General features: G+C 56.4%; 30 protein-coding genes. 19 read left to right on the forward strand and 11 right to left on the reverse strand.

Features of this window, described 5'->3' with window-relative positions; genetic code table 11:
- From AC5EFR_RS14360 to AC5EFR_RS14375, 4 genes are all read left to right on the forward strand, one after another.
- Positions 1–442 (forward strand): hypothetical protein (locus AC5EFR_RS14360; RefSeq protein ID WP_493576476.1); only part of this gene is annotated, 442 nt, incomplete at its 5' end.
- Between the two features lie 2 nt (positions 443–444).
- Positions 445–669 carry a hypothetical protein gene (locus AC5EFR_RS14365; RefSeq protein ID WP_493576477.1) on the forward strand — a complete coding sequence of 75 codons (225 nt, stop codon included), beginning with the start codon at positions 445–447 and terminating at the stop codon, positions 667–669.
- Between the two features lie 155 nt (positions 670–824).
- Positions 825–1277: a hypothetical protein gene (locus tag AC5EFR_RS14370; protein WP_493576478.1), complete on the forward strand. Its 453-nt coding sequence runs from the start codon at positions 825–827 to the stop codon at positions 1275–1277.
- 73 nt (positions 1278–1350) lie between these two features.
- Positions 1351–1905, forward strand: coding sequence for a hypothetical protein (locus AC5EFR_RS14375; protein ID WP_493576479.1), 555 nt, complete (start codon positions 1351–1353; stop codon positions 1903–1905).
- Positions 1906–1971: 66 nt separating this feature from the next.
- Here AC5EFR_RS14375 and AC5EFR_RS14380 read toward each other — a convergent pair whose 3' ends face one another.
- Positions 1972–2388: a VOC family protein gene (locus AC5EFR_RS14380; protein WP_493576480.1), complete on the reverse strand. Its 417-nt coding sequence runs from the start codon at positions 2386–2388 to the stop codon at positions 1972–1974.
- Positions 2389–2594: 206 nt separating this feature from the next.
- Here AC5EFR_RS14380 and AC5EFR_RS14385 point away from each other — a divergent pair, with 206 nt between their 5' ends.
- Genes AC5EFR_RS14385 through AC5EFR_RS14400 form a run of 4 tightly spaced genes read left to right on the forward strand, consistent with a single transcriptional unit; the run spans position 2595 to position 4891 of the window.
- Positions 2595–2921, forward strand: coding sequence for an ArsR/SmtB family transcription factor (locus AC5EFR_RS14385; RefSeq protein ID WP_493576481.1), 327 nt, complete (start codon positions 2595–2597; stop codon positions 2919–2921).
- A gap of 12 nt (positions 2922–2933) precedes the next feature.
- Positions 2934–3389, forward strand: a complete 456-nt coding sequence (locus AC5EFR_RS14390) for an SRPBCC domain-containing protein (protein WP_493576482.1) — start codon at positions 2934–2936, stop codon at positions 3387–3389.
- Between the two features lie 32 nt (positions 3390–3421).
- The gene (locus AC5EFR_RS14395) at positions 3422–3961 is read left to right on the forward strand and encodes a DUF2244 domain-containing protein (protein WP_493576483.1); all 540 of its coding nucleotides are present in this window, start codon (positions 3422–3424) and stop codon (positions 3959–3961) included.
- Positions 3962–3976: 15 nt separating this feature from the next.
- The gene (locus AC5EFR_RS14400) at positions 3977–4891 is read left to right on the forward strand and encodes a hypothetical protein (RefSeq protein ID WP_493576484.1); all 915 of its coding nucleotides are present in this window, start codon (positions 3977–3979) and stop codon (positions 4889–4891) included.
- A 31-nt stretch (positions 4892–4922) separates the two neighbouring features.
- Here the strand turns inward: AC5EFR_RS14400 and AC5EFR_RS14405 are convergent, their stop codons facing one another.
- On the reverse strand, positions 4923–5387 hold the full coding sequence (locus AC5EFR_RS14405) for a GatB/YqeY domain-containing protein (RefSeq protein WP_493576485.1): 465 nt from the start codon (positions 5385–5387) through the stop codon (positions 4923–4925).
- 199 nt (positions 5388–5586) lie between these two features.
- Here AC5EFR_RS14405 and carA point away from each other — a divergent pair, with 199 nt between their 5' ends.
- Both carA and AC5EFR_RS14415 read left to right on the forward strand, forming a co-directional pair.
- The gene (carA, locus tag AC5EFR_RS14410) at positions 5587–6732 is read left to right on the forward strand and encodes a glutamine-hydrolyzing carbamoyl-phosphate synthase small subunit (RefSeq protein WP_493576486.1); all 1146 of its coding nucleotides are present in this window, start codon (positions 5587–5589) and stop codon (positions 6730–6732) included.
- A 75-nt stretch (positions 6733–6807) separates the two neighbouring features.
- A complete protein-coding gene (locus AC5EFR_RS14415) occupies positions 6808–8691 on the forward strand; it encodes a glycosyltransferase (protein WP_493576487.1) in 1884 nt (627 codons plus the stop codon).
- Between the two features lie 13 nt (positions 8692–8704).
- Here the strand turns inward: AC5EFR_RS14415 and AC5EFR_RS14420 are convergent, their stop codons facing one another.
- Positions 8705–9364 carry a GntR family transcriptional regulator gene (locus AC5EFR_RS14420; RefSeq protein WP_493576488.1) on the reverse strand — a complete coding sequence of 220 codons (660 nt, stop codon included), beginning with the start codon at positions 9362–9364 and terminating at the stop codon, positions 8705–8707.
- A gap of 99 nt (positions 9365–9463) precedes the next feature.
- Here AC5EFR_RS14420 and AC5EFR_RS14425 point away from each other — a divergent pair, with 99 nt between their 5' ends.
- The 3 genes from AC5EFR_RS14425 (at position 9464) to AC5EFR_RS14435 (ending at position 11679) form a co-directional block, all read left to right on the forward strand.
- On the forward strand, positions 9464–10108 hold the full coding sequence (locus AC5EFR_RS14425; protein ID WP_493576489.1) for a pyrimidine 5'-nucleotidase: 645 nt from the start codon (positions 9464–9466) through the stop codon (positions 10106–10108).
- Positions 10109–10197: 89 nt separating this feature from the next.
- Positions 10198–10404: a hypothetical protein gene (locus AC5EFR_RS14430; protein ID WP_493576490.1), complete on the forward strand. Its 207-nt coding sequence runs from the start codon at positions 10198–10200 to the stop codon at positions 10402–10404.
- 81 nt (positions 10405–10485) lie between these two features.
- The gene (locus tag AC5EFR_RS14435; RefSeq protein WP_493576491.1) at positions 10486–11679 is read left to right on the forward strand and encodes a UbiH/UbiF family hydroxylase; all 1194 of its coding nucleotides are present in this window, start codon (positions 10486–10488) and stop codon (positions 11677–11679) included.
- 79 nt (positions 11680–11758) lie between these two features.
- On the opposite strand, the gene AC5EFR_RS14440 is transcribed toward AC5EFR_RS14435, so the two are convergent.
- The 5 genes from AC5EFR_RS14440 to AC5EFR_RS14460 all read right to left on the reverse strand — a co-directional run bounded on the left by AC5EFR_RS14440 (position 11759) and on the right by AC5EFR_RS14460 (position 14910).
- Positions 11759–12883: an aminotransferase class V-fold PLP-dependent enzyme gene (locus AC5EFR_RS14440; RefSeq protein WP_493576492.1), complete on the reverse strand. Its 1125-nt coding sequence runs from the start codon at positions 12881–12883 to the stop codon at positions 11759–11761.
- 73 nt (positions 12884–12956) lie between these two features.
- On the reverse strand, positions 12957–13385 hold the full coding sequence (locus AC5EFR_RS14445) for a hypothetical protein (protein ID WP_493576493.1): 429 nt from the start codon (positions 13383–13385) through the stop codon (positions 12957–12959).
- A 43-nt stretch (positions 13386–13428) separates the two neighbouring features.
- Positions 13429–13884: an Lrp/AsnC family transcriptional regulator gene (locus AC5EFR_RS14450; RefSeq protein ID WP_493576494.1), complete on the reverse strand. Its 456-nt coding sequence runs from the start codon at positions 13882–13884 to the stop codon at positions 13429–13431.
- Positions 13877–14458 (reverse strand): DUF3885 domain-containing protein, encoded by a 582-nt coding sequence (locus AC5EFR_RS14455; protein WP_493576495.1) that lies wholly within the window; start codon positions 14456–14458, stop codon positions 13877–13879. Before AC5EFR_RS14455 ends, AC5EFR_RS14450 begins: the two co-directional genes overlap by 8 nt.
- Positions 14455–14910, reverse strand: a complete 456-nt coding sequence (locus AC5EFR_RS14460; protein WP_299927927.1) for an Lrp/AsnC family transcriptional regulator — start codon at positions 14908–14910, stop codon at positions 14455–14457. The genes AC5EFR_RS14455 and AC5EFR_RS14460 overlap by 4 nt, the downstream gene beginning before the upstream one ends.
- A 140-nt stretch (positions 14911–15050) precedes the next feature.
- Between AC5EFR_RS14460 and ilvC the strand changes: the two genes are divergently transcribed.
- The 4 genes from ilvC to AC5EFR_RS14480 all read left to right on the forward strand — a co-directional run bounded on the left by ilvC (position 15051) and on the right by AC5EFR_RS14480 (position 18162).
- Positions 15051–16073, forward strand: a complete 1023-nt coding sequence (gene ilvC / locus AC5EFR_RS14465) for a ketol-acid reductoisomerase (protein ID WP_299933435.1) — start codon at positions 15051–15053, stop codon at positions 16071–16073.
- A gap of 86 nt (positions 16074–16159) precedes the next feature.
- Entirely contained in the window at positions 16160–16627 is a 468-nt protein-coding gene (locus AC5EFR_RS14470) for a hypothetical protein (protein ID WP_493576496.1), read from the forward strand.
- Positions 16624–17526 carry a DMT family transporter gene (locus AC5EFR_RS14475; RefSeq protein ID WP_493576497.1) on the forward strand — a complete coding sequence of 301 codons (903 nt, stop codon included), beginning with the start codon at positions 16624–16626 and terminating at the stop codon, positions 17524–17526. Before AC5EFR_RS14470 ends, AC5EFR_RS14475 begins: the two co-directional genes overlap by 4 nt.
- Before the next feature lie 69 nt (positions 17527–17595).
- Positions 17596–18162 (forward strand): hemerythrin domain-containing protein, encoded by a 567-nt coding sequence (locus AC5EFR_RS14480; protein ID WP_493576498.1) that lies wholly within the window; start codon positions 17596–17598, stop codon positions 18160–18162.
- A 102-nt stretch (positions 18163–18264) separates the two neighbouring features.
- Here the strand turns inward: AC5EFR_RS14480 and glyS are convergent, their stop codons facing one another.
- The 3 genes from glyS to AC5EFR_RS14495 are packed head-to-tail and all read right to left on the reverse strand — an operon-like array spanning position 18265 to position 22100.
- The gene (gene glyS, locus AC5EFR_RS14485; protein WP_493576499.1) at positions 18265–20631 is read right to left on the reverse strand and encodes a glycine--tRNA ligase subunit beta; all 2367 of its coding nucleotides are present in this window, start codon (positions 20629–20631) and stop codon (positions 18265–18267) included.
- 3 nt (positions 20632–20634) lie between these two features.
- Positions 20635–21126: a DUF6446 family protein gene (locus tag AC5EFR_RS14490; RefSeq protein ID WP_493576500.1), complete on the reverse strand. Its 492-nt coding sequence runs from the start codon at positions 21124–21126 to the stop codon at positions 20635–20637.
- Between the two features lie 32 nt (positions 21127–21158).
- Entirely contained in the window at positions 21159–22100 is a 942-nt protein-coding gene (locus AC5EFR_RS14495) for a glycine--tRNA ligase subunit alpha (protein ID WP_493576501.1), read from the reverse strand.
- A 177-nt stretch (positions 22101–22277) separates the two neighbouring features.
- On the opposite strand from AC5EFR_RS14495, the gene AC5EFR_RS14500 reads away from it, so the two are divergent.
- Together AC5EFR_RS14500 and AC5EFR_RS14505 are read left to right on the forward strand one after the other, a co-directional pair.
- Positions 22278–24074, forward strand: coding sequence for a serine protease (locus AC5EFR_RS14500; protein WP_493576502.1), 1797 nt, complete (start codon positions 22278–22280; stop codon positions 24072–24074).
- 275 nt (positions 24075–24349) lie between these two features.
- The gene (locus AC5EFR_RS14505) at positions 24350–26842 is read left to right on the forward strand and encodes a putative PEP-binding protein (protein ID WP_493576549.1); all 2493 of its coding nucleotides are present in this window, start codon (positions 24350–24352) and stop codon (positions 26840–26842) included.
- The last annotated feature ends 53 nt before the right edge of the window (positions 26843–26895 follow it).

Consider the following 26895-nt stretch of genomic DNA (forward strand, 5'->3'; position numbering starts at 1 on the left):
TCCCAGAGAACTAGAAAAACCGCGAAATATGATGTCGTTCGAGACAATTGTTGAATACTACAGTCAGCCTCTTGTCCTTCCAAGCGAAGTGCAAAATTTGCGTGCCAACGCCAATGGCGCTGAACGGTATCAGTCGCTCAAGTCTCAGCGTAGACAGGCACTTTCTCGCACCATAACCGAGACAGAGATTGCAGTGCTTGCACAGCATATTGTGCACCTGATGGACGAGTGTCCTGATTTGAAAGTCGCGCTTTTGGAGGCTGCCGAACAAAACCCTGAGGATAGCATTGCGTTTAACAGAATTTGGAAGACATGGCCAAAAGAAGGAGAAGCTCCTGAGTATATGAAAGCATACGCAAAGGCCATCTTTGCGACAAAACCAATGTCGGGCGTCACCCCACTTGCCACCATGATCTTTCAAGTTTTCGGTAAGGAGCAGTAAAGATGGCTGAAGTAAACCTTGCTGAAAGCTACGAGTCAGACGCGTCATCCGGAACTGTGCAAGCGATGAATACCGACTTGCGAACAGCTGCCGACTTCGATGAGCTTAAGGATCTACGTCCCAGTGCACCTGTCATCGTTGATACCGCTCCCTTGATCCCTGCGGCCACGATTTCCGCTGGGTTGGATGTTTTTTTATGCCAACAAAAGTGTTGTCATCCCGCGTGAAGTCGAGGAAGAGCTCGCTTACAATTGGCGCAACGTTGCCGATCAACTGGGGCTGCCCTTCGCTGAAAGCCCCAGTTCAACCTGATGTCTTGACCCTTGTCATGGTCATGCCCTTCCCTGTCTGGCAAAGACAGGTCATCCATTCCTAACTGGCGATGCCCATGTTAATCCCCGCCTTCTCTGTTCTCTTCATCGCACTGGTCGGCCTGTGCGGAACATGTGCGCTCTTCCTTCTCCCGGTCTTTCCAAAAAGCATCTGGGCCAAAGTCATCTGGCTCGGTTTTCTTGCGCTTATGTCGTGGATATTCGTCACCGAAATGGTGATCCCGGTAGAGTATGGAGCATGGCGAACCCCGCCCCGATCTATCCTTGTCCAAGGCTTGATCTTTTTCTCGCCTTTCGCCCTTTCCATGGTGCTGTGGCGGCGCAACTCACACCCAAACCGCGCGGCTTTGGGGGAGCTTACGTTGTTTTCATTGATTGCCATCGCCTGCGCGGTGTCCTTTTTTGGCTTGCAGGTCTTTAACAAAACCTGCCTTTCCGTTGCCGAGCAAAGCTCGGAAGAGCGCACATGGTGCACAACCAAATGGCAGGTTCAGCCGCGCTAAATCCGCCATGGTCAATTCAGGCGTTGTTTGACACACTCGCCTTGAAACGACGCGGACAATGGGTCTTGGGCATATGTTTAAAAGTACAATTTGGGTTTGTGGGGTGGCGATGGTGCTTGCGGCCTGCACGCCTGACAAAGCCGGGCGCATTCTCGCTCCGGAGGTCTATGGCCTGACCTGTGTCAGCGCGTCGATCTGTTTGGAAGATGTTGCACAACGGCAAAAGGCCGAACGTCTTTATACCGATGCGGCGCGCACCGTGCAGGGGCAGCTTGTTCCGTTCAAAAACCGCCCACGCATTCTCTTTTGTTCAACAAAATCCTGTTCGGCACAGTTTGGCGATGATCACAGTCAGGCGCTCACCCTTGGTACCTTTGGGATTTTGATCCGCGAAGATGGCTGGCATGGCTATACGCTGCGCCATGAAATGATCCACCACATCCAGAACGAACAATTCGGCGTACGGCAGGCAAGCTATAAACTGCCAAAATGGTATATCGAAGGCATGGCCTATACGCTAAGTGGCGATCCGCGCGACCCCCTCCCGACGCGCGAATTGCAAGAGTATCGCAAACGCTACAAAGCTTGGGAAGCGGCGGGAAATCAGTGGAACAAGCCACCCAAATAGGCGGTTCAAGCCGGGGCTTAGTCGCATAAGTTGCGAACAAAGGATGCGTGAGGCAGCAGTCAGGCGTTATCCATCGCGTCCCGGTTCGTTTGGGTTGCTGGAAAACAGCGCGATTTTGTTGCCTTGCGGATCACGCAGATAGCCAATGTAAAAGCTCGGCCCATAGGCAGCGCGAAATCCCGGCTGCCCCTCATCGGCTCCGCCCTCTTCAAGCGCTGCGGCGTGAAGGTCACGCACTTGTTTTTGATTAAGGGCTTCAAAGGCCACCATCGCCCCATTGCCCGCCGACGCTGGGCGACCATCAAAGGTTGGTTTGACATAGAAATCTGGCAGCACCGGGCGCTGCCCCGCCTCGACGGGCAAGGCATAGCTTAACCCCTCGGGCCCTTCTTTGAGACTGTAGCCCAAAGCCGGAAGCACCGCATTGTAGAACCGCTTGGCACGCGCGATGTCATCGGCGCCGACAGTGACATAGGCAATCATGATCCCTGTGCTTTCCGCTGTTATCTTCCTGTGATCGACACCCTAGGCCAACGCACTTTGCACCTCAACACCGGGGGGCGACGTCCTTTGGCGGCCAGCTTATCCAAGCGTTTTGGCTCTGATCACTTAGCACCTACTCCACCCCAAGCTTTTCGTCGCGACAAAGAACTCTTGACCAAAAGGTTAGCTGTGACTTACGGTAAGTCATGACTAACAGAGATTCGCCGTCGCAAAAAACCCTAACCGCGCTAAGCGATCCGACCCGGCGCGCGTTGTTTGAGGCGGTGGCGGCTCAGCCGCGTAGCGTCGCAGAACTTGCCAAAACCCAACCCATCAGCCGGCCAGCCGTCAGCCAACACCTGAAAGTGTTGTCAGAGGCGCAGTTGGTTCGCGCCGAGGCGCAGGGCACGCGGCGCATCTACCACCTCGACACCGCTGGATTGGCGGTTTTGCGGGACTATCTCGATCAATTTTGGGGCGACGCTTTGGGGGCCTATGCCGCCGAAGTCCGCCGCCGCACAAAACCCAATTAAGAAGGACATCTCATGTTGGAACCGATTGTCAAAACCATCACGGTCCCCTGTTCACAGGACAAAGCCTTCGACATCTTTGTCGATATGGCAAGCTGGTGGCCGTTGGAAAAACGCTCCATGTCGCTGATGCGCGCCGGTGGCCCGGCGAAAAAACTAACGGTCGAGGCCCGCGAAGGCGGCCGCATTGTTGAAACGGCCCTTGATGACGAAGAATGGCATTGGGGCACCTTTGTGAAATTCGAGCCACATGCGTTTTTGCAGATGACCTTTCACATGGGCCTGCCCGAGGACAAAACCGGGCATGTCGACGTGACCTTTACCCCGATTAGCGCCAGCGAAACGCAAGTTGAGCTAAACCACCACAATTGGGAAGGCTACGAAGACATGGCCGAGATGATGTATCAGGGCTATGGCGGAAGCTGGGATTTGCTGTTTGTCGAGCATTTCAACGCGGCTTGTGCCGGGTAAACGCCCCTCCCTTGGGGGCAAGGCGCGGCACCTTGTCCCTTAACATCCATGGTGAATGTATTAATTTCGCTCCTATGCCTTATCGCTGGACCGACACGCCCCCTTCCCCTGACCACGCCGAGTTGCACTTGTGGCCCTATAATGCGCTCAAGCCCGAGGGGTTTGCGGCGATGATTTTGGGGTTCTTTCTCTTTGCATCGATGCCGTTGATCGCGGTGATGGGGACCAAATTGTTTTGGGGGTTGTTGCCCTTTATGTTGGCGGCAACGGCCGCGCTTTACTATGCGCTGCGCAAAAATGGTCGCGATCGCCAGATTATCGAAGTGCTGACCCTAACCCCGGACATGACCCGCCTGACCCACACCCCGACAAAAGGCGAGAGCCAGAGTTGGGAGGCACAGACCTATTGGGTCAAACTGTCCTTGCACCCAACCGGCGGGCCGGTTCCCAACTATGTGACCCTAAAAGGCGGTGGACGAGAGGTTGAGCTTGGCGCGTTTCTGAGCGAAGACGAGAGGACGGCGCTTTTTGCCGAACTCAGCGACCGGATTCGCCAGATGGCGCATCCCTGATATAAATGGTGCACTATGGCTCAGGCCCCCGCGACATCAAAAACCCACCGTGCGGCGCTCAAACTCGCGGCGGCGTTGGGGGTGACCCGGTTGATGATCCGCCTGAACCCGGTCGAAAGTGAAATCGCCGCCTTGGAATTGCGCGCCGAAGAGGCGCATTATGTGCCACCACAACGCAAACAGGTGACATTCCTCATCCCGCTAGTCGGCCCGCATCATGTCGGGGATTGGCCCGCCGTTGTTGAGCGCCTGAACGCGACGCTGCAATGCGTGTTGACGCAGGACAATCCGCATTGGAATGCGGTGATCTGTTGTCAGGAACGCCCAACGCTCCCCGATGATCCGCGCATCAGCTATTTGCCCTTTGACGACCCCGAACCCGGTAACGACAAGTGGCGCAAACTGGCGGCGCTTTGTGATCATTTGCCAAATATGGATTTGGCGCCCGGCTATGTGATGAGCTTTGACGCCGATGATCTGCTGCGACAGGGCGTTGTTAACGAAATGCTGACCCGTCAGGCCCCTGGCGGCTATCTGGTTGAGGCGGGGTATGTCATGGATGCGGGCACCGGGGTGATCGCCTTGGCGGATGCACCGACGTTCAAGGAACCCTTGCGCAAACCGTTCTGGAAACTCTGCGGGTCTTGCGCGGCCATCGCCCATGACCCGGCTCTTCCGCAAAGCACCGCATTTTTGCGCGCCATGACGGCGCATGAACACAGGATGTTTCCCTATTTGGCCGATTTGGCCGGGCACAGCCTTGCACCGCTGTCGATGCCGGCGGTGCTTTACGTCTTAAATCATGGTGAGAATTTTGGCGCGCGGCGCGGACGGGTCGGTTTCAAGACCCGCTTTGTCGAACGGTTTCGCATCGACGATCCCGACGCATTGGCCGAAATCGCCGAAGGGTTTCCGCAACCCGACGCTTAAACCATGTCAGTCCAGTTGGGCTGGCACCAAGTTAACCAGCGGCAAGACGCTCTTTGACTTTTGGCCCAACCGAACCAAAATCCATCTGACCGGTATATTTCGCCTTGAGCGCGCCCATGACACGCCCCATGTCGCGAATTGATTCTGCACCGACTTCGCTCACCGCAGCAGCGACGGCTTTGTCGACTTCGGCATCACTTAGCGCTTTGGGGAGAAACTCTTCGATCACCTCAATCTCTGCGAGCTCGCGCTCAGCCAGATCAAGCCGGTTGCCCTCTTCATAGGTGCGCGCGCTCTCGCGGCGCTGTTTGACCATTTTGCCAAGGATTGCCAAGACTTCGGTGTCATCCACCCCGTCATCATTCCCCTCGGCCCGAGCCGCAATATCGCGATCCTTGACCGCTGCGCTGATCAGCCTCAGCGTCGAGAGACGGGCCGTGGCCTTGTCCTTCATCGCTTGTTTTATCGACGCCATAACGCGTGCACGCAGTTCCATGAGCTACCCCGTCCCCATTGTCGGGCCTCGTTTCTGGCCCAAGCCCGAAACCTACCCCAAGCCTCCCAACATGGCAACAGTCCAGAGCATCAAGTTAATACACTGTTTTAAAACGATTATTCATTTCACCTGCCCCCTTGACCCTGCCCGCGCCGCACCGTAGTTTCCGCGCAATTTGCCAAATGCCCGGAGAGTCGACATGTCTGCTGCCCAGACCAAACCAACCGCATGCCTAGCGCTTGCTGATGGAACCATTTTCATGGGACAGGGGTTTGGCGCGACCGGACAAACCACCGCCGAATTGTGTTTCAACACAGCGATGACCGGCTATCAGGAAATCATGACCGACCCGTCTTATGCCGGGCAGATCGTGACCTTTACCTTTCCCCATATCGGCAACACAGGCACCACACCTGAGGATGACGAAACCGGCGATCCGGTGGCCGAGGGCATGGTTGTAAAATGGGCCCCAACCCAGAGTTCAAGCTGGCGCGCGGTGTCTGAGCTTTCGGAGTGGCTTGCGTCGCGCGGGCGGATTGCCATTGGCGGTGTTGATACCCGTCGATTGACCCGCGCCATTCGTCAACAAGGCGCGCCCCATGTGGCCCTTGCCCATGACCCAGATGGCAATTTCGATATCGAAGCGCTGGTCGCCAAGGCCCGTGCCTTTGCGGGTCTTGAGGGGCTTGATCTGGCCAAAGATGTGACCTGTGCTCAGAGTTATCGCTGGGACGAAATGCGGTGGGCTTGGCCGGATGGTTACCCCCGTCAGAAAGACCCCAAACACAAGGTTGTCGCGGTGGATTTCGGCGCGAAACGCAACATCCTGCGCTGCCTCGCTTCTGCGGGTTGTGATGTAATGGTCTTACCCGCCTCCGCCACCTTTGACGACATCATGTCCCACAATCCAGATGGTGTGTTTCTGTCCAACGGCCCCGGTGACCCTGCCGCGACCGGCGAATACGCCGTTCCAATGATCAAAGAACTGCTTGATAAAACCGAGCTGCCGCTCTTTGGGATTTGTCTTGGGCATCAGATGTTGGCCTTGGCCCTTGGCGCAAAGACCATCAAAATGAACCACGGTCACCATGGGGCCAATCACCCGGTCAAAGAACATGACACAGGCAAGGTTGAAATCACCTCGATGAACCACGGGTTTGCCGTGGATGCCCAAAGCCTGCCTGATGGTGTGGTTGAAACGCATGTCTCGCTGTTTGATGGTTCGAACTGTGGTATTCGCCTTCAGGACCGGCCTGTGTTCTCTGTGCAACAGCACCCAGAGGCCTCGCCCGGGCCTCAAGACAGTTTTTACCTTTTTGAGCGATTTGCCGCGTCGATGGCCTAAGGTCAACGGGCAAAAATTAACCAACTTTTAACGCTTTGCGTGCCATTTTCCTACAAGCTTTGAAGCGGTAGGGTTATGAGCACGCAACGTCTCGACATGGCGGAACGCTTGCTGACGCAAGCAGGCAGCAAACGCGGCCAACCTGTCAGTCATATCTTGACTGAAAATGGAAAAGTTGCGCCACGCGTCATGCTTGGCGCACTTGCTGAGGCTGATCGGCTCAAACAACCCCTTGATCATGTCGTTGCCGCCGAAGCGATCGTCTCACGTAAAGAAGTGCTTGAGGCACAGGCCCAGCATTACGGAGCCTTGGCCCTAAGGCGTGACATACACCCCCCATCCGAAGATCTGGTTGGGGTGCTGCCGGCGTCCTTCTGCCTCGAAAAAGGGGTCTATCCATGGATGCGTATCGGCGAAACCTTGGTGTTGGCAACCTCACGTCCGGATCAGTTTGAAGCCCTGCTACCCGAATTGCCGCCGGGCATTGGCCCGGTGATGATGGCTGTGACCCAAGAGGCCGATATTCACGACGAAATCGCTGCACAACATGGCGCAGCTTTGGCACGTCATGCAGAATGTTGGGTCCCGGACGAGGCAAGTTGTCGGGACTTCAGCGCCGGCACAAAGGGCGCGCGCTACCTGTCTATGGTCGCTGCTGTAGTGTGTTTTACCCTCCTATATTGGCAACCGGTTGTGTTCTTTTCTGGCGCTTTGATCCTTGCTTTGACCTCGCTGATCCTTGCACAGGGCCTCAAGGTTGCGGCGTTTCTGGCTCTGCCCAAACAACAGCCTGTACATCCGACAACCTTGCCTGAAACACCGCCTCGCGTGTCGATCCTTGTTCCCCTGTTTCGGGAAAAGCAGATCGCAGGAACCTTGGTCAAACGGTTGTCCCGCTTAACCTACCCCAAATCCTTGTTGGACATTGTGTTGGTCCTTGAGGAAGAGGACACCACAACCCTAGACACACTAGCTCGAACACAATTGCCACCATGGTTTCGTACAATCAAAGTGCCACCTGGCGAGATAATGACCAAACCGAGGGCTTTGAATTACGCATTCCGGTTCACCAGAGGCGACATCGTCGGCATTTATGACGCCGAAGACGCGCCCGCCCCCGACCAGATCAACAAAGTCGTTCAGCGTTTTCATAGTGCCCCAGCCGAGGTTGGCTGTTTGCAAGGGATTCTTGATTTCTACAATCCGCGCGCCAATTGGCTGTCGCGGTGCTTTGCCGTTGAATACGCAAGCTGGTTTCGGGTTCTATTGCCCGGCTTGTCGCGGCTAGGGTTTGCGGTTCCATTGGGCGGGACGACGGTTTTCTTTCGCCGTCATGCTCTTGAGGACGTCTGTGGCTGGGATGCCCATAACGTCACCGAAGACGCCGATTTGGGCATCAGATTGGCGCGACATGGGTATCGCACCGAATTGATCCAAACCGTGACGCGCGAAGAGGCCAACAATCGGTTTTGGCCCTGGGTCAAACAACGCTCACGTTGGCTCAAGGGCTATGGCATTACGTGGTGGGTTCACACTCGCAACCCGCGAAAATTATACGCTGATTTGGGTGGATGGAAATTTGCAGGTGTACAGCTGATATTTCTCACAACCCTTGTGCAATTCACCATGGCCCCGGTCCTGTGGTCTTTTTGGCTCATCCTGTTTGGTCTGCCCCATCCCTTGAATGGTATTTTGGACGTTACCCAAGCCAAAATTCTCACCGGTCTCTTTTTATTCGCTGAGGCGATCACCATTCTTATCGGCTACGCCGCAATCTCACGAAGCCCACATCGCAGCCTGATCCCTTGGGTTCCAACGCTATTCGCTTATTTTCCATTGGGAACCATCGCCGCATACAAGGCAATCTGGGAAACCCTAACCAACCCGTTTTATTGGGATAAAACCGAGCATGGCCATTCCGAGCCTGACGAGCCAGGTGGCGATTTGAACCACCACTAGGTGGCCCCGCCTCTCAATCCATCTGCTGGCTGGCATCTAATTTCAGACGTGTCACAAAAGCCACCGAGATATGATCGCGTAGCGCCTGATACGCCGCATCCTCGTCTCGTCTCGCAATCGCATCCACAATGGCATTGTGCTCCGACAAGGCGTCTTCACCCCGCCCTTCTGCCGCCAAGGACGTTGTCGCCATCAACGCCATAGAGCGATGGACAAGATCCAACTGCTGAACCAAAAACCGATTGTGCGACGCCTTGTGGATCATCGTGTGAAACCGACGATTGGCACGGGCAAGGGCCTGCGGCTTATCCATAAGCGCGCGATCCTCTTCGACCATGTCACGTAGAACCTGCACCTCTTCTTCGGTGGCATGACGCGCCGCCAACCGCGCCGCGAGCCCCTCTAGCTCGGTGCGCACGGCGTAAAGTTCGGCCATTTGATTATGATCCAGCGACGCCACAATCAAGGAACGGCCATCACGCGCCAATAAAGACTGCGTTTCCAGACGTTGCAGTGCCTCGCGGATCGGCGTGCGTGACACACCAAACCGTTCGGCCAGCTCACTTTCGACAAGCCTATCCCCAGGTCGGTACAAGCCGCCATCAATCGCCTCCAGGATCAGTGTATAGGCATCTTTGTTGCCCTTGACGTGACTCATTTTTTCCTGACTCATCGCGCCTCTCCTTGTCGCTTTGCGCCACGTTACGCGCGGCATAGCCCAAGTTTCAAGCGGTGCATTGCCAGAAGGCCGCCCCTGCCGTAAACGAGTCTCATGCCAAAGCACTTTTTTGATCATATCCGAACTTGGGTGTTTGACCTCGACAACACCCTATATCCGCCAAGCCAAGAGCTGTTTCCTCAGATCGAAGTCAAAATGACTGCGTTTGTGATGCGCGCCCTTGGCGTCGACGAGGCCATGGCAGATCAACTGCGTCGCGACTATTGGCGCGACCACGGCACAACGCTTGCCGGGTTAATGCGCGATCATGACATCGACCCCGACGGGTATCTACATGAAGTACACGATATTTCCTTTGACGTGTTAGAACCTGATCCCTATCTGGCCAATCTGATCCAAGATCTCCCCGGCCGCCGTATCGTGTATACAAATGGGAGTGCCCCCTACGCAGTGCGCGTCCTAGAAGCCCGCGGATTGGACGCCGCTTTTGATGCGATCTATGGCGTTGAACATGCCGGTTATTCGCCCAAACCCGAGGCCCAAGCGTTTGAACGTGTGTTCAATTTGGACGGCTTATCCCCCGAAACAGCGGCAATGTTCGAAGATGATCCACAGAATTTGGCGGCCCCTCATGCAATGGGCATGCGGACCGTGCATGTCGCTCCGACCGCGGCCCCCGCGGATCACATTCATCACCACACGGACAATCTCAATCAGTTTCTCGCGCAATTAACCTAGCTAATCACAAAACCGAATCTGCGACCTTTTGCTAATGCCGCATCGCAGCATTTTCAACTAGGTGAGAGGCTCAACCAATGGAGACACCCATGACCGACGCCGCTGCTACAGCCATCGACACCGCCGAAGACAAAACCGCCGCCACGGAAAAATGGGCCTATCTCATCGCGCTGGCGCTTGTTGCCCTCTTGGCTGTTAACACTGCCCTGTTTGGTCTGGCCGGACTGTCCATGACTGCAGTGGCCTTGGTTCCGGTGATTTTCATCACCTTGCTGATCATCATGGTCGGTGGCTAGGTCAAAATCGAATTGGCCGCATGGCACTTTGCCTCTCCCTGCCCTACATAATCGGGCAAGAAGACGACAGATGAGGCCGCCATGGATTTTGACATCGTAATTTCAGGTGGCGGGATTGCCGGTCTGACCGCAACCGCCACCTTTGCACGGGCCGGGTTTTCGGTGCTTTGCCTTGACCCAATGCCGCCTGTCACCGATCGTGAAACCGCCGGTGCCGATCTGCGCACCACGGCATTTTTACAGCCCGCTCAGGCATTTCTAGAGGAAACCGGTCTTTGGACTCGCCTGGCCGATCACGCCATGCCGCTTCAAACCATGCGGATTGTCGATGCGGGCGGACCCGAGCCGGAACCAAGGGTCACCAAGGATTTCAACGCCTCCGACATTTCGGATTTGCCTTTTGGCTGGAACCTGCCCAACTGGCTGCTCCGCCGTGAAATGGCTGCGCAACTTGACGCGCTTCCCAATGTCGATTTTCGCCCCGGCACCGCCACAACCACGCTTTTCACCCGCGAAGCCGAGGCGCGTGTTGGCCTGTCCGATGGCACCCGTGTGCGCACCCGTTTGGTCATCGCCGCCGATGGACGTCAATCGCCGATGCGCAAGGCGGCTGGCATAGATGTGAAAACCACGCGGTTCGGTCAAAAGGCGTTGGCCTTTGCCGTCACCCACCCCATTCCTCATGACAATGTGTCGACCGAAATTCACCGCACTGGCGGCCCGTTCACCCTCGTGCCACTGCCAGATTTCGACGGTCGACCATCTTCAGCCGTAGTTTGGATGGAAGAAGGCCCCAAAGCCGAAGCTTTGATGGCGCTTTCTGACGAAGACCTCGAAGACGCGATGACAACACGCAGTTGCCATCTATTTGGCCCGCTGAAAATTGCGTCACAACGCACCATCTGGCCGATTATCGCCCAAGAAGCCGCCCACTTAAACGGCCAGCGCATCGCTCTTATTGCCGAGGCCGCGCATGTTGTCCCGCCCATCGGCGCACAGGGCCTCAATATGAGCCTCAAGGACATCACAGCCCTGCGCGACCTTGCCATCGCCAACCGGGACACTTTGGGAGATACCAAAATGCTCGACGCCTATCATCGCGCGCGCATCACCGATATCCGCGCCCGGGTCGCTGGCATCACCGTGCTCAACAAAACGTCAATGCTGTCCAATCCGTTGCTGCGCGACACCCGTGCCGCTGCGCTAAATGCGCTCTATAGTGTTAAACCGGTTCGCAAAACCTTGATGCAGCTTGGTCTGGGGGCAAAGGGCTAAGCCAAGCCCTTTGCTTCATCTTGCCAAATAAACTCCGGGGGGTGTCGCCATCGGCGGTCGGGCCACGCCCCCAGCGGGGTTAAAGAACCTCGTCCAATACGTTGCGCAACCGCGCCACGGTCGCATCCACGTCATAAAGCTTGTCTAAGCCGAACAAGCCAAGTCGGAAGGTCGAAAACCCCTCGCCCTCATCGCATTGCAACGGAACACCGGCGGCAATCTGCATCCCCCGCGCCGCAAAGGCACGCCCGGATTGGACTTCTGGATCACTTGTATAGCTGACCACAACGCCCGGCGCGCCAAATCCGTCTGCCGCGACCGAACGGACACCTTTGTCGGCCAAGATCGCGCGCACAGTATTGCCAAGCTCAAACTGCGCCTCACGCAGCTTTTCAAACCCATAATCACGGGTCTCGATCATCGCGTCGCGAAACATCACCAACCCTTCGGTCGGCATGGTTGCGTGATAGGCATGTCCACCGCCCTCATAGGCCGCCATGATGCTGTGCCACTTCTTGAGATCAACGGCAAAGCTATCGGACTCCGTTTCGCCCATCCGCGCCACGGCACGTTCCGACATCATCACCAACCCGGCGCAGGGGGTCGAAGACCAACCCTTTTGCGGGGCCGAAATCAACACATCGACACCGGTGGCCTGCATGTCGACCCAGGCACAGCCAGAGGCGATGCAATCGAGTACCATCAACGCACCAACCGCGTGTGCCGCGGCGGCCATGCGGGTGATATAATCGTCCGGCAAGATCATCCCAGAGGATGTCTCAACATGCGGAGCAAAAACCAGATCGGGTTTCAACTCGGCAATCTTAGCCTCGACCTCTTCGATCGGGGCCGGTGCAAAGGGCGCATCAACGCCATTTCCAGTGCGGCGGGCTTTCATCACTTCGGTAGAGTCGGCAAATTCACCGGCATCGAAAATCTGGCTCCAACGGAACGAGAACCAGCCATTGCGCACCACCAAAACATTGGCATTGCGGCCAAATTGACGGGCCACCGCTTCCATCCCAAAGGTCCCGCCACCGGGCACCAAGGCCACCGCATCCGCCTTGTAGACCTCTTTCAACATGCCAGAGATGTCGCGCATCACCTGTTGGAAGGCGGCGGACATGTGATTGAGGGAGCGGTCGGTAAAGACAACCGAAAATTCTTCGAGCCCGTTGGGGTCTACATTGTCAAGCAACGCCATGGTTTAGCCTATTGTTGGAATTCATTTCTCCCAACTTCGCTCGCACGGACGGGATGCGCAAGCAGGCAATGAATCAGTGGGTCGCCCAATCTGCGGCGGCACAGATAACATCCGAGACCACCATCGCCTTTTGCGCCAATTCAGGGGCGCTTTTGTCCTCGAGTGCCACAGCAACAACACGGTCATAAAGTGCTTGCGAGGTGTAGAACCCCAAAGCGCACTCTTTTTCCGAGCCCTCCCAGAATGCCGTCAACCATATCCGATGCGAATACCGCCCCCAGTCACGCCACAATTTGTGTTTCAAAACGTCATCCGGCAGGTCAGCAATCGGAGGGATCGGAAAATCGGCTTCGATCTCTGGCTCCATACAACAGTCGATACAACCCCCCGTCGCAATGGGCGTCTGACAGGAAAACGCCCGATAAGCGCCTTGAATCACCTGATAAAAGGCATGATCAGGTGAAGGCTTGGCTTCCAAAGTTGATCGGGACGGATGTACCATCTCCAATACTCTCAATCTATTTCAACACAGTTACCCAAGCAGCTCAGATTGGTCCGGGGCGGCGTTCTTCGGACAACAGCACATTTGCCTCAACATTGCCCAAACCCGGTAAGGTCATCACTCGGCGGCGCAGCACCCGTTCGAAATCGGAAATATCACGAGCGACAACGCGCAAGCGATAATCATAGAGGCCAAGGACGTGTTCCACGGTCTGCACCTCGGGGATCGCGGTGACAGCGCGTTCAAAGTCTTCCAAAGACACGCGCCCCTTGGTGGCAAGTTTCACCCCCAAAAACACCGTGACGCCAAACCCCAAAGCGGCGGCATCAACCTCAAGCCGGGTGCCGCGAAACACCCCCGCCTCTTTAAGGCGTTTAATCCGTCGCCAACAGGCCGGTTGCGACAGACCAAGGTCACGTCCCAAGGCTCCGGCGTTGCGCGTCGCGTCTTCGGCCAATGCCCGGATCAATGCGCGATCAATGTCATCAAGATCAACCACAATTGCCCCCCGTGTTTGGCATCCAATCAGGGAACTTGGCTTCGAAATCCCTTTTGGGCGCGCCCGATTCTAGGAAAAGGTCAAACCCTCCATCGTAGGGCGCAAATACTCTGTGGCTAACCGGATCGAATAGCAGTGCTCTTTTGACGTCCTCTGCAATTTCACGCCAAAGAAGCCGCAGCCCCTGACAATTCAGATCCACCGTTTTGGCGTAAATGCCGATACTGGTTACGTCATCGTCAAAAGTGTCTGCCGTCGGAGAGGCACAGGATTGCAACTCAAGGACAAGGGTATCGTTGGCCAGAGTGATCGTCTTAGGTGCGTCTGTCCCGAACAGAAACACAACAGACACTAGCCACAAATCTGCGCAGCCATCAAAGAGATCATTGGACAACGCTTCGGCACGTTTAAGAATAACATGCTGGTCTTGCGTCGTGTCTGCGTAGCGCTTTGAACCGGGGAGCGCATGAAAACGGGTCCAACTACGACCATGCTCATGGCGCAATATGTGCCCAATTGGGAGGGTGGAACCGAAGCCGCCTTTCCAATCGCCTGAAAAACTGGGCTTTGTCATATCGGCAGCGCCTCTTGCCCTTTGACGCGGGCAACCTGCATCAGGGCTTCGATGTCATTGATATGGGGAAGCACCAAAAGTTGGTCGCGATAGAGCTGCTGGTAATGCGCCATGTCGCGGGCAATCACCGACAGACGAACATCAACCTGTCCGAGGAAGGTTTGAATTTCAATGACTTCGGGCACAAGACGCGCCGCCGGGATAAATTCATCAAAGGCACGGGCCTCGGTTTTATCTAGCGTGACGCGCAAGGAGACCTCGACCTCATAGCCAAGCGCAGGCCAGTTGATGACATTGCGCACGCCCTTGAGAACACCGGTGTCGCGCATCCGATCCAACCTGCGCGATAGCGTCGTGGCCGTCACACCGGCGGATTCGGCCAACCGTGCGGCGGGGGCTTCGGGATCGGATTGATAGTAGCGCAGAATGCGCCGATCGGTGTCATCAAGCATGAAATCCCACATATCACCGAATATGGCGCATGAAAACTCCGATTTAGATTGAAACCCTGTGTGTTTTGCTGTTTTCACCGGCGCAAAACCCCTATTGTGACCCTCAACCAAACATCAACACGCTGACAAGGAAGATTATCATGCGCGTTTACTACGACCGCGATTGCGACGTGAACATCATCAAAGACAAAAAAGTTGCCATTCTAGGCTACGGCTCGCAAGGCCACGCCCACGCGCTGAACCTGCGCGACAGTGGCGCGAAGAACCTTGTTGTTGCGCTGCGCGAAGGCTCCCCTTCGATTGCAAAAGCCGAAGGCGAAGGCCTTAAGACCATGGGTATCGCCGAAGCCGCCGCTTGGGCCGATGTGATCATGTTCACAATGCCCGACGAATTGCAGGCCGAAACCTACAAGAAATACGTTCACGACAACATCCGTGAAGGCGCTGCCATCGCATTCGCCCACGGCCTGAACGTCCACTTTGGTCTGATCGAGCCCAAAGAAGGCATCGACGTGATCATGATGGCCCCCAAAGGCCCCGGTCACACCGTGCGCGGCGAATACACCAAAGGCGGCGGCGTGCCTTGCCTTGTTGCGGTTGATCGCGACGCAACCGGCAAAGCGCTGGAAATCGGCCTGTCCTATTGCTCCGCCATCGGTGGCGGCCGCTCGGGCATCATCGAAACCAACTTCCGCGAAGAATGTGAAACCGATCTGTTCGGCGAACAAGCGGTTCTGTGCGGCGGTCTGGTTGAACTGATCCGCTGTGGTTTCGAAACACTCGTCGAAGCGGGTTACGCCCCTGAGATGGCCTATTTCGAATGCCTGCACGAAGTGAAGCTGATCGTTGACCTGATCTATGAAGGCGGCATCGCCAACATGGATTACTCGATCTCCAACACTGCGGAATACGGCCAGTATGTCACCGGCCCACGTATCCTCAATTATGACGAAACCAAAGCCCGCATGAAAGACGTTCTGACCGATATTCAGGACGGCAAATTCGTACGCGACTTCATGCTGGAAAATGCGGTTGGTCAGCCAACCATCAAAGCCGCCCGCCGTCACAACGACGAGCACCAGATCGAAGCCACCGGCGAAAAACTGCGCGGCATGATGCCGTGGATCTCTGCTGGCAAAATGGTTGACAAAGAGCGCAACTAAGCGCCTTGCGGTTTGAACCGTAACCTAGTCAAACAAGGGGTGCCCTAGATATTGGGGCACCCTTTTTTGTTTTGTGGAGGTGCCAAATGTATTCAGAACGCGATCGTGAGCAGCACGCTGACAAGCTTGCCAAATTGATTTTATATTCGTTCCCTATCGGTTTCCTAGGTCTTTGGCTTTACTTGGCCCAGTTTGCTTGGTTCGGCACGAATTGCTCCAACCTTAAGCTGCCTCCCAAAGAACGCTTGGACTACTGTGATCGCAGCGATGCCACAGCGAAGATCGTTCATTACGTCCTCCCGCCCGCGGGTCACAAGAGAGCCAAGGGCAAAAACAAGGTATTGAGATCCCGCGCCATCGCACATGCCGAACTTGGCAACAGCCAAGAAGCCTTGGAGCTGTTTCGAAGGTCCTTGGCGCGTTGGCCAACGGATTTCAAAAAGCTTACTCGCAGCCAGAAGAGCGCAATCGGACACATGGAACGCAGCTCCACTCCCAAGGTCGCGCACGACATCTGGCGTATCGCAATAAATGAACATTTTGAGGCCCAATGACCGACACCGCGACACGCACCGACTGGCTCTCTATCTGCATTCTCGCCCTCGTTTGGGGCAGTGCCTTCATGTTCATGTCGGTGGCGCTCGAAGGGTATGGGCCAATCACCGTTGCCACGGCGCGCACAAGCCTTGGCGCGCTGGTGTTGCTGATCGCGATGCCTTTGGCCGGTCAGGGCCTTCCCGCACCACAACCCGGCCTGTGGCGCTCTATCATCACTTTGGGTTTGCTCAGCACTGCCGTTCCGTTTTTGCTTCTGAGCTGGGGCTTGCAACATGTTCCATCGAGCTTTGGCGGCTTGGCCATGGCCACGATCCCCTTGATGGTTTTGGTTTTGGCGCATTTCTGGGGTGATGAACGGATGATCCCGCGCCGAGCGGTGGGCGTTGCCCTTGGCTTTTGCGGTGCTTTGATCCTGATTGGCCCAGGCTTGTTAGAGCTTGGTCAATCCACCGCCCCCTTGGCGCAACTCGCCTGTCTCGCAGCAGCACTCTGTTATTCGGTGTCCTCAATCCTCACCCGCAAATGCCCGCCCGTCGCGCCCCTCACTTTGACGGCTCTCACCTTGGCTGTTGGCGCAGTGGTGTTGATCCCCTTGATGTTATGGGTCGAAGGCGTGCCAGATTGGCAAGGCATCCGCCCCGGCGGCGCGATCTTGATGCTCGGCCTTATGCAAACCGCTGCGATGAACCTGTTGCGCATCCGGGTTATCCAAAGCGCGGGGTCGGTGTTTATGACATTGGTCAATTATCAGGTGCCAATCTGGGCGATGATCTATGGCGCTTGGCTCTTGGGCGAAGACCTCCCCGTTAGGTTCTACATCGCGCTTGTCATGATCTTGGCCGGTCTTGCCCTAGGGCAATGGCGCGCCTTGATGGGTTTGCTGCGCCTGCGCTGAGCAGCTACGCGCCATCACTGTGCGCCCAGCGACGTTTGTTATATTATAACGAACGCCTATCTGGATGCCATGACCCAATATGACATCACCACACGGCAGGGCCTGCCTGATGAGATGCAGGCTTTGCTGCGGATATTGCCACGCGATGGCTGGCAAGAGCATCCGAATTTCGCACGCTCCATTCAAAACTGGATGGGAGCCCACCAAATGTTTCGCGGGCTGACCGGGCAAATCTTGCAAGATACGCAAGATTACTTGGAGCACGCGCTAGAAGATCGCACCTATGCGGCCCGGTTGGCGCATTTCGGCAACCTGTTGTTCAACAACCTGCATGGCCATCATTCTTGGGAGGATCGCGCGTTCTTTCCAGAGTTGGAGGCCGCCGATCCGCGCTTTGCCCGTGGGCTTGAGATGTTAGAAGCGGATCACGATGCTTTGGATGGGCTTTTGGATCAGTTCAATCGGACCGGAAATCGGATCGTGCAGCTTGCAACGCTAGAGCCCGCACAGATGTTTGACGAGGCCGGAAAACTTCGGGAAACCGTTGACGGGATCGCCGGCTTTTTGAACCGCCATCTGTCGGATGAAGAGGATTTGGCGGTGCCGATCCTGTTACATCACGCAATGCGTGGGTAAACGCCTCCAAAACACCAAAGGGCGGGGATAAAACCCCGCCCTTTCAAAAATCCGTAGGGTGGGGTTTTACCCCACCAGCCCTAGAAAACCCCGAGCCGTGTTTTACCCTTCAAGCTTTGTCATGTCCGCAACCTGCGAACAAATCGTGCGGATGCGTGACAAGAGGTTCAAACGATTGCGGCGCACGATGGCGTTGTCTGAATTGACCTGAACAGCTTCAAAAAACGCGTCAATCGGCGCACGAAGCGAGGCCATGGCCTCCATCGCTGCGGCGAAATCTTCGCTCTGCATCGCTGGGGTGATCTTGGCCTCAGCCGCGTCCAGCGCCGCAAAGAGCGCCTTTTCGCTGTCTTCCTCGGCAAATTTCACATCCGCGCCAAAGGAATATTCCACCCCATCCTTTTCCTCGGCCTGAGACAGGATGTTATTGGCGCGCTTGAACCCCTGGACAAGGTTTTCCCCATCATCGGTTTTCATAAACGCCGCCAGCTCGTTACAAGCAGAAATCACTTTCAACAAGTCATCGCTTCCAGCCATTCCGACGCTGGCGTCGACAATATCAAATTGGATGCCTTCATCGCGCAGGTAAACTTTAAGCCTTTCGTGAACGAATGAAAGTAAATGGTCTGCAATTGGACGGTAGGCGCAGAACAGCTTAACTCCATCGCTATTCAGATCTTCCCAATCGTGTTTTTCTACATGCCCAAATGGAGCATCGAATGCGTTTGGTACGAAATAAATATCATCATCCCATGCCGCTTCAGTATCAAAGTCCTGAAGCCTCAGATCGGAAGCCTCTTTCTTGTTCGCTTTCGCCAACAAAGCAAAAGAAATCTTAGAAAACAGTTTTCCGTTTTTCTCTTCCTCATCCTCAAGTTTGCGAACCAACGCAGCTTCGGACAATAAGCCTGTGGGCAAGGAACTATAGTACCACTCAAACCTTTGCGACGACCAAAATGCCGCTAGTTTCATCAACGACAAGCGTGCTTTGTTTTCTGATATTAGCCGCGTGACCCCCAGCACAGCACGCCTAAGCGCATAAGGGTCTTTCGAACCGGTTGGCAACTCAGAGATTAGCCAAAAACCGAAAACCGTATCGAGCTTATCGGCCAAGGCCACAGCGACCGAGACTGGCGCGGTGGGCACGTCGTCAGAGGGGCCAAGCGGGGAATAATGTTCCTCACAGGCAGCGGCGACCGAGGTGTCGAGACCGGCAGCCTCAGCATAATACCGCCCCATAAGCCCCTGAAGTTCGGGGAATTCATAGACCATTTCCGAGCTGAGATCGGCTTTGGCAACACGCGCGGCTTGCTCGGCCAGTTCGGCATCTGCACCCACTGCGGGCGCAATCTCGCGCGCCAAGGCGGCGATGCGATCGATACGCTCTGCCTGAGAGCCCAATTCACGGTGGAAGGTCACGTTGGACAACCGGTCTGTCCAGGCAGACAGCCCTTCACGTTGCGCCACGCGCAGGTCGTTTTCCCAGAAGAATTTCGCATCCGCCAAACGCGCCGCCAAAACCTTTTGGTTCCCGGCAAGGATCGTCGCGCCATTGTCGGCGGTTTCGATGTTGGACACGGTGATCCATTTTTCGATGCGCTCGGTCTTGGGGTTGCGTACCGAGAAAAACTTTTGGTGCTCTTTCATTGACGTCTGGAGCACCTCTGGCGGCAGCTCCAAAAACTCGTCATCAATGTCACCCATCAACACAACCGGCCATTCGACCAAACCGGCGACTTCGCGCAAAAGACCTTTGTCTTCAACAACTTCAAGGCCCAGCGCAAAGGCGGCATTGGTGGCGTCATTCCAGATCGCATCGGCGCGCTCATCGGCAGACAGCACAACAAAGTTGCGCTTGAGACGGGTTTCGTAATCTTCAAACGAGGTGACCTCAAAAGGGTCACCGCCCAAGAAACGGTGCCCTTGGGTGGTTTGCCCCGCCTTGATGCCATCAACGTCAAGCGGAACAACTTCGGCCCCCGCGTCATCGACCAAGATGCACAGGATCGAATGCAATGGACGCACCCAGCGCAGCGCGCCCGCCCCCCAACGCATGGATTTCGGCCATGGGAAATTGCGGATGGTTTTTTCCAAAACCTCGGCGACAATCTCAGCCGCCGGGCGGCCTTCGGTCACCACGGTGGCGTAATAAAAGCTACCTTTTTTGTCCTCACGCTCTTCGAGCTGATCACGGGTGACGCCTGCGCCACGCATAAACCCTTCGAGTGCTTTGTCCGGCGCACCAACCTTGGGGCCGCGACGCTCTTCGCGTTGTGTGGGCGACTGGGCTAACAAACCATCAAGCGCCAAGGTCAACCGGCGCGGCGTCGAAAAGGCCCGTGCTCCCGCATAGGTCAGACCGGCCTCGACCAGTCCGTCGGTCACCAGTTTCTGCAAATCCGCCGCGGCCTTGCCTTGCATACGCGCGGGGATTTCTTCGGAAAACAGTTCGATCAGCAAATCGGGCATCGGTTAGTCCTCATCTCGGGGCGGGCAATCTTTGCCCAGTGGCGAGCCGTCATAGGCTTTGTCACCACATTGATTAATCTCGTGCCAGACATAGCCGCGCCCATCATCGGTGATGGCAACCACACGGTCGATGCCCCATTCAAAATTGCGCTGTCCGACAAAGACCAGCGCGGTACCGGCTTCGATCTCGGCCCCAATGGCGGCGGCATCAAAACAGTCAAACCAATCGGGCGCGTTTTTCGGAGCCGCACCCTCGTAGTTTTCATAGGTTTCGGTCAGCATCGGAAACGACATCGGCGTGGTGAAACAGGCGCGATAGCGAATAGGCGAGCTTTCGGCGTCGATGGCTTTGAAATCGTTGTACAGGATGGGTTCGGCTTCGCCCGAGGCCATGACCGTCATTTGCACGTCGCTAGTGCCGCTGGCCTTCACTTCGTCGTAGTAGTGATAGACTTGCATATAGTAGACAACGGCACCGAAAATCAAAGCACTCACAACGATACCCCCACCAATGAGTTTGCCTGCGTTCACGCCGCATGCCCCCCCGAGAAACCACCAGCTTCGGTGAGCACAAAGGCGTCGGCGCACATTTTGGTGAGCGCCCGCACACGGCCGATATAGCCCTGACGTTCGGTGACCGAGATCACGCCACGCGCATCGAGCAGGTTGAAGATATGGGAGGCTTTGATCGCCTGATCATAGGCCGGGTGCACCATGATGATGCGCTTGCCGGTTTTGGGATCATCATGTTCTTGGGCGATGATGTTGGCGCATTCGGCCTCGGCCTCTTCAAAGTGGCGCAGCAACACATCGGTGTCGGCCACATCAAAGTTCCAGCGCGAATATTCCTGTTCAGTCTGTTTGAACACATCGCCGTAGGTCAGTGGGCTTGGTGATTGTGGATCGTTGAACGGCATGTCCATGACGTGATCAACACCCAGAACATACATCGCCAAACGTTCCAGACCATAGGTCAGCTCGCCCGAGACCGGCGTGCAATCATGGCCGCCGACCTGTTGAAAATAGGTGAACTGGCTGACTTCCATACCGTCACACCAAACTTCCCAGCCAAGACCCCAAGCACCGAGCGTTGGGCTTTCCCAATCGTCTTCGACAAAGCGCACATCATGCAGCGCCATATCGATGCCGATTGCCTTGAGAGAGCCAAGGTAAAGCGCCTGCAAATCGGGCGGGCTTGGTTTGATGATCACCTGATACTGGTAATAATGCTGTAGGCGGTTCGGATTCTCACCGTAGCGACCATCGGTTGGGCGCCGTGACGGTTGCACATAAGCCGCCGTCCAAGCCTTGGTCCCGAGCGAGCGCAAGGTGGTCGCGGGATGGAAGGTCCCTGCCCCAACTTCCATGTCGTAAGGTTGCAGAATCGCACAACCTTTTGACGCCCAGTAGGTTTGGAGGCGCAGGATGATCTCCTGAAAGCTTCTTGGTTTGGGCAAAGTCTCGGCCATCACATCATTCCCGGTCTCTAGGAGCGTCCATACGTGCCGCCTGATTAGGCGCGCTGGCGGCTGGGGTCAACTCTGGGTCAAGGATACATGCCACTTTTGACGTGCAACCGGGCAAGCTTCTGCTAAGAATGCCTAAATGGACAGGACAATGATTGTGACCCGAGGTCGAAATTGCGTATGAAGAAAAGTTTGATTGGTGGGCTGGCGGCGCTGATGCTAACGGCGGGCGTAGCGCTAGCTCAGGAAGATGCCGTCTTTATCCAAATCGAAGCGCGCACCTCTTTGAATGGTGCCCAGCAAAGTGTTGACTCATACTCCGGTGCCTTGCCGGACGTGAACGGTTTTTCGCTTGGTGGCGGATGGTATGGTGTAGCCCTTGGCCCCTATAGCCGCGATCAGGCGCAATCGGTGTTGCAAAACCTTCAGCGCCGCGGATTGATCCCCAGTGACGCCTATATCGAAGTGCCACGCGCCTATGGGCGGCAGTTTTGGCCGGTTGGGGCACAGGTGTTGTCTGACCTCAATCCACGCCCGGATCCGGTAGTGGCGCAACCTGCACCAGAGCCAATCGCAGAAACGGCGACACCAGAGGTTCCAGTCGCCGAGGCGACCCCTGCCCCCGAACCAGAGCCAGAGCCGGAAATCGTCGAAGAAACGCCGCGTCAGGCCCGCGCCAGCGAAGCGAAACTGACACGAGACGAGCGTAAAGACCTTCAGATCGCGATGAAATGGGCCGGTGTCTATACCGCAGCCATTGATGGGGCCTATGGCCGGGGAACCCGCCGCGCCATGGGCGACTGGCAGGTTCAGAACGGTTATGAAAAGACCGGCATCCTCACTACGTTGCAACGCGCCGAATTGCTCCGTCAATATAACGCCATTCTCGACGGCATGGGCATGGCCCAATTCAACGACCCGCGCGCCGGTATCTCTATGCAGCTGCCGTTGGGGGCGGTTGCCTTTGATCGCTACGAAGCGCCCTTTGCGCTTTTGGATGGCACCGGAGTTGTTGACGGGGCGCAGGTCCTGTTGATCAGCCAACCGGGCGATCGCAAAACCATGAATGGTCTTTACGAGATCATGCAAACGCTTGAGATCGTGCCGCTGGATGGCACCCGCAAGCGGGACAAAAACGGCTTTTTGCTAACGGGTGAAAACGCCCGCATCACCAGCCACACCGAAGTTGGTCTTAGAAATGGTGAGATCAAGGGCTTTACTCTGATCTGGCCGACCGGCGATGAAGAGCGTCGCACCCGTGTTCTGGGCTTGATGCAAGACAGCTGGGAACGCACCGCAGGCGTGTTGGACCCGGCCGCCGTGACCGATGCCGGTCAGGCGGTTGATCTCGTTTCAGGTCTCAAGGTGCGTACACCGCGCGAAAACGCTTCGGGCTTTTTCGTCGACAATCGCGGCACTGTTCTCACCAGCGCGGCAACCGTAGCAGGGTGTTCGCGGGTCACATTGGATGGTGTCTTTGATGCCAAACTGATCGCAAGCGATGACACCTTGGGGGTGGCAGTTCTACGCCCGGCGCAAAGCCTTGCTCCGCGTCGTGTTGCGTCGTTCCGCTCTGATGCTCCGCGATTGCAATCTGAAATTGCCGTGGCCGGTTATAGCTTTGGCGGACGCCTAAGCGCGCCGACCCTGACCTTTGGCACCTTGGAAGACCTGCAAGGTTTGGCCGGTGAAGATGAGTTGGTGCGTCTGGCGCTTGCCTCATTGCCCGGTGACGCCGGTGGCCCGGTTTTTGATGCCGGTGGCCTTGTCGTTGGCATGATGCAAACCAAGGGGGACACCGGCAACCGCCGCCTACCCGAGGATGTCAGCTTTGCCGCCAAGACCGACGAATTGCTGTCCTTCATGAATGCCAATGGTGTGCGCGCCGTGTCCAATAGCGGTGCAAGCATTATGGCGCCCGAAGATTTAACCGCTCTGGCTGCGGATACCACTGTTTTGGTAAGCTGCTGGGAATAAGGTGAAGCTAACCTTCTTCGGTGACAAAAGATTAGGGTCTAGGCCCTAAAAACGGGCGGCTGATCCAAAGCCGCCCGTTCTTTGTTTGTTAGGCAAAATTGCGGTATCAGATGGCAAATGCCGACCGCGTGCCCCCCCTGCGACGTTAACGTTTCGTTAAACCCGCTTGCCAGAGCGCCCAGCCCCCCTATGCTGCCCGGCAAGAAAAAGGTGCCGCAGTGCAGAAACCAGACGACCAAAACCCCGATGTGACCTTGATCACCGCCACCGCGCCAATGGCAACGCCAACCCATGGCGGACGGGCCAAATGCCTGCAGCGGCTTTTACGGCTGGATCTACCTGTCCCACGCACAGTGTCCCTTTCCTTTGACATGGTTCATAAAATCGCCGGTGGCGATATGCCCGATATGCAGGCCTTGGTCGCCGGTTTTGGCGACAGCGCCTTGCTTTGTGTGCGCCCGTCGTCCGAAGACCCTGATTGGGGCGGCCCCGGCGCGATTCTGAATATCGGAATGAACGATGCGCGCATGGTCCTCCTTTCGGCCAGCCTTGGGGTGGATGCTGCTGCTGAACTGTATTTTCGGTTTGTCCAAAGCTTTGCGATCCATGTGGCCCGGCTTGACCCGGACATGTTTGAAGAGATTGCAGCGACTGGCGTCGATGGATTGACCGAAGCCCTACGCGCCTATGAAGACGAGGCCGAAGAGCCCTTTCCTCAGGATCCGGCCGTACAACTTTCTGAAGTGTTACGCTCGATGGCCCGCGCATGGGAAGGCACCACCGCGCGGCTCTTGAGACAAGCCAAAGGCGCGCCGCTTGATGCGGGCCTTGGTTTGGTTGTCCAAGAGATGGCCTTGGGGCTTGGTCAGGGCGAATGTGGGTCCGGGGTCTTGCAGCTGGTCAATTCTGATACCGGGTTGCCACAAGTCACGGGGCGCTATCTAAGCCAAAGCCAAGGGCGCGAAGCCCTGCAACAGGAAAGCGAGAGCCTTTACCTCGTCTGCGACCCGCGCGGCCCGTCTCTTGAAGAGGCCGAGCCTGAGATTTTCGCGCGTTTGCAAGAACATGCCGAACTGATGCGACGCAAGCTGCGCGAAGAAATGCAGATCGAATTTACGCTTGTCGGCGGTGAGGTGCATATTCTGGATGGCGTCCGTGTCCACCGGTCTCCGCGCGCCGCAGTCCGTATCGCAGTGCGTTTGGCCGAAGATGGGATCATCCCGCGGCAAGAAGCGGTAATGCGGATTGAACCGCGCGCCATTTCGGAGTTGTTGCACCGCCAGATCGCGCCGGACGCCCCGCGCGATGTGATTGGAATTGGCATTGCCGCCTCCCCCGGTGCCGCCACTGGCCGGATCGTTTTCTCCGCCGCCGAAGCGCAGGCCAGCCTTGCGCGCAACGAACCCTGTATTCTGGTGCGTCGCGAAACCTCGCCCGAGGACATCCGAGGCATGCATGCAGCCGCCGGAGTTTTGACCGAACGGGGCGGTATGACAAGCCACGCCGCCGTTATTGGGCGCGGGCTTGGGACCCCTTGTGTGGTTGGCGCGGCGCGGATGAAGCTCAACCAAAAGCGCAAAACCATCACCGGGGCAAATGGCAAGGTGTTTCGCGAAGGCGATACTATCACCCTTGATGGCACCAATGGCCAAATTCTCGCCGGGGCACCGGCAACGGTTGAGGCCACGTTGGACGATGCGTTCCAAACGTTGATGACATGGGCCGATGGTGAGCGCGATATTTCCATTCGCGCCAATGCCGACACCCCGGCCGATGCGGCCACCGCCCGCAATTTTGCGGCGCAGGGCATTGGGCTCTGCCGGACAGAACACATGTTCTTTGAGGCGGATCGCATCACGCCCATGCGTGAGATGATCTTTGCCGACACCCCTGAGGACCGGCAGGCCGCTTTGGCAATTTTGCTGCCGATGCAGCGTGCCGATTTTTCGGAACTCTTTCGGATCATGGAAGGACTGCCGGTAGTCATCCGTCTGTTTGATCCGCCCTTGCACGAATTCCTGCCCTCGGATCGGGCCGGATTGCGGGATTTGGCCGAGGCGCTCGACCTACCTGTGTCCGATGTGACACGACGCGTAGAAGCTTTGGGGGAATACAACCCAATGTTGGGTTTGCGCGGCGTGCGCTTGGGAATCACCTTGCCCGAGATTTATGACATGCAAGCGCGGGCAATTTTTGAGGCGACGCTGGATACATCCGCCGTTGGCGAGCCGGTTGTCCCGGAAATTATGTTGCCGCTGGTGTCCGCCAAACGCGAGGTTGAATTGATCCGCTCGCGCATTGATGCGGTCGCAGCAGCCGTCCGGGCGGAACGCGGCGAAGAGTTCACCTATCGGCTTGGCGTCATGGTGGAAACGCCGCGCGCCTGTTTGCGTGCCGGTGACATTGTTCCACATTCTCAGTTTTTATCATTTGGCACCAACGATTTGACGCAAATGACCTATGGGTTGTCCCGCGATGATGCCGGGCGCTTTATGTCGGACTATGTACAACAAGGTGTCTTTAACGAAGACCCGTTCCATGTTCTTGACATCGAAGGCGTCGGCGAATTGTTGGCCATTGGGGCGGAACGCGCGCGCATGGTTCAAAAGGATGTGACCCTGTCGATCTGTGGTGAACACGGCGGCAACCCCGCCTCGATCGCCTTTTGCCGCGCCGTTGGAATGGACTATGTGAGTTGCTCTCCCTTTCGTGTCCCCGTCGCCCGTCTGGCGGCAGCACAATTAGCGATCACCGACAAAATCAGCTGATTTTTTAGGCAGCCCCCCCTAAATCTGGCCGGGTTTACGCAATTTGCGTAATT

It is taken from the genome of Pelagimonas sp., assembly GCF_058892305.1.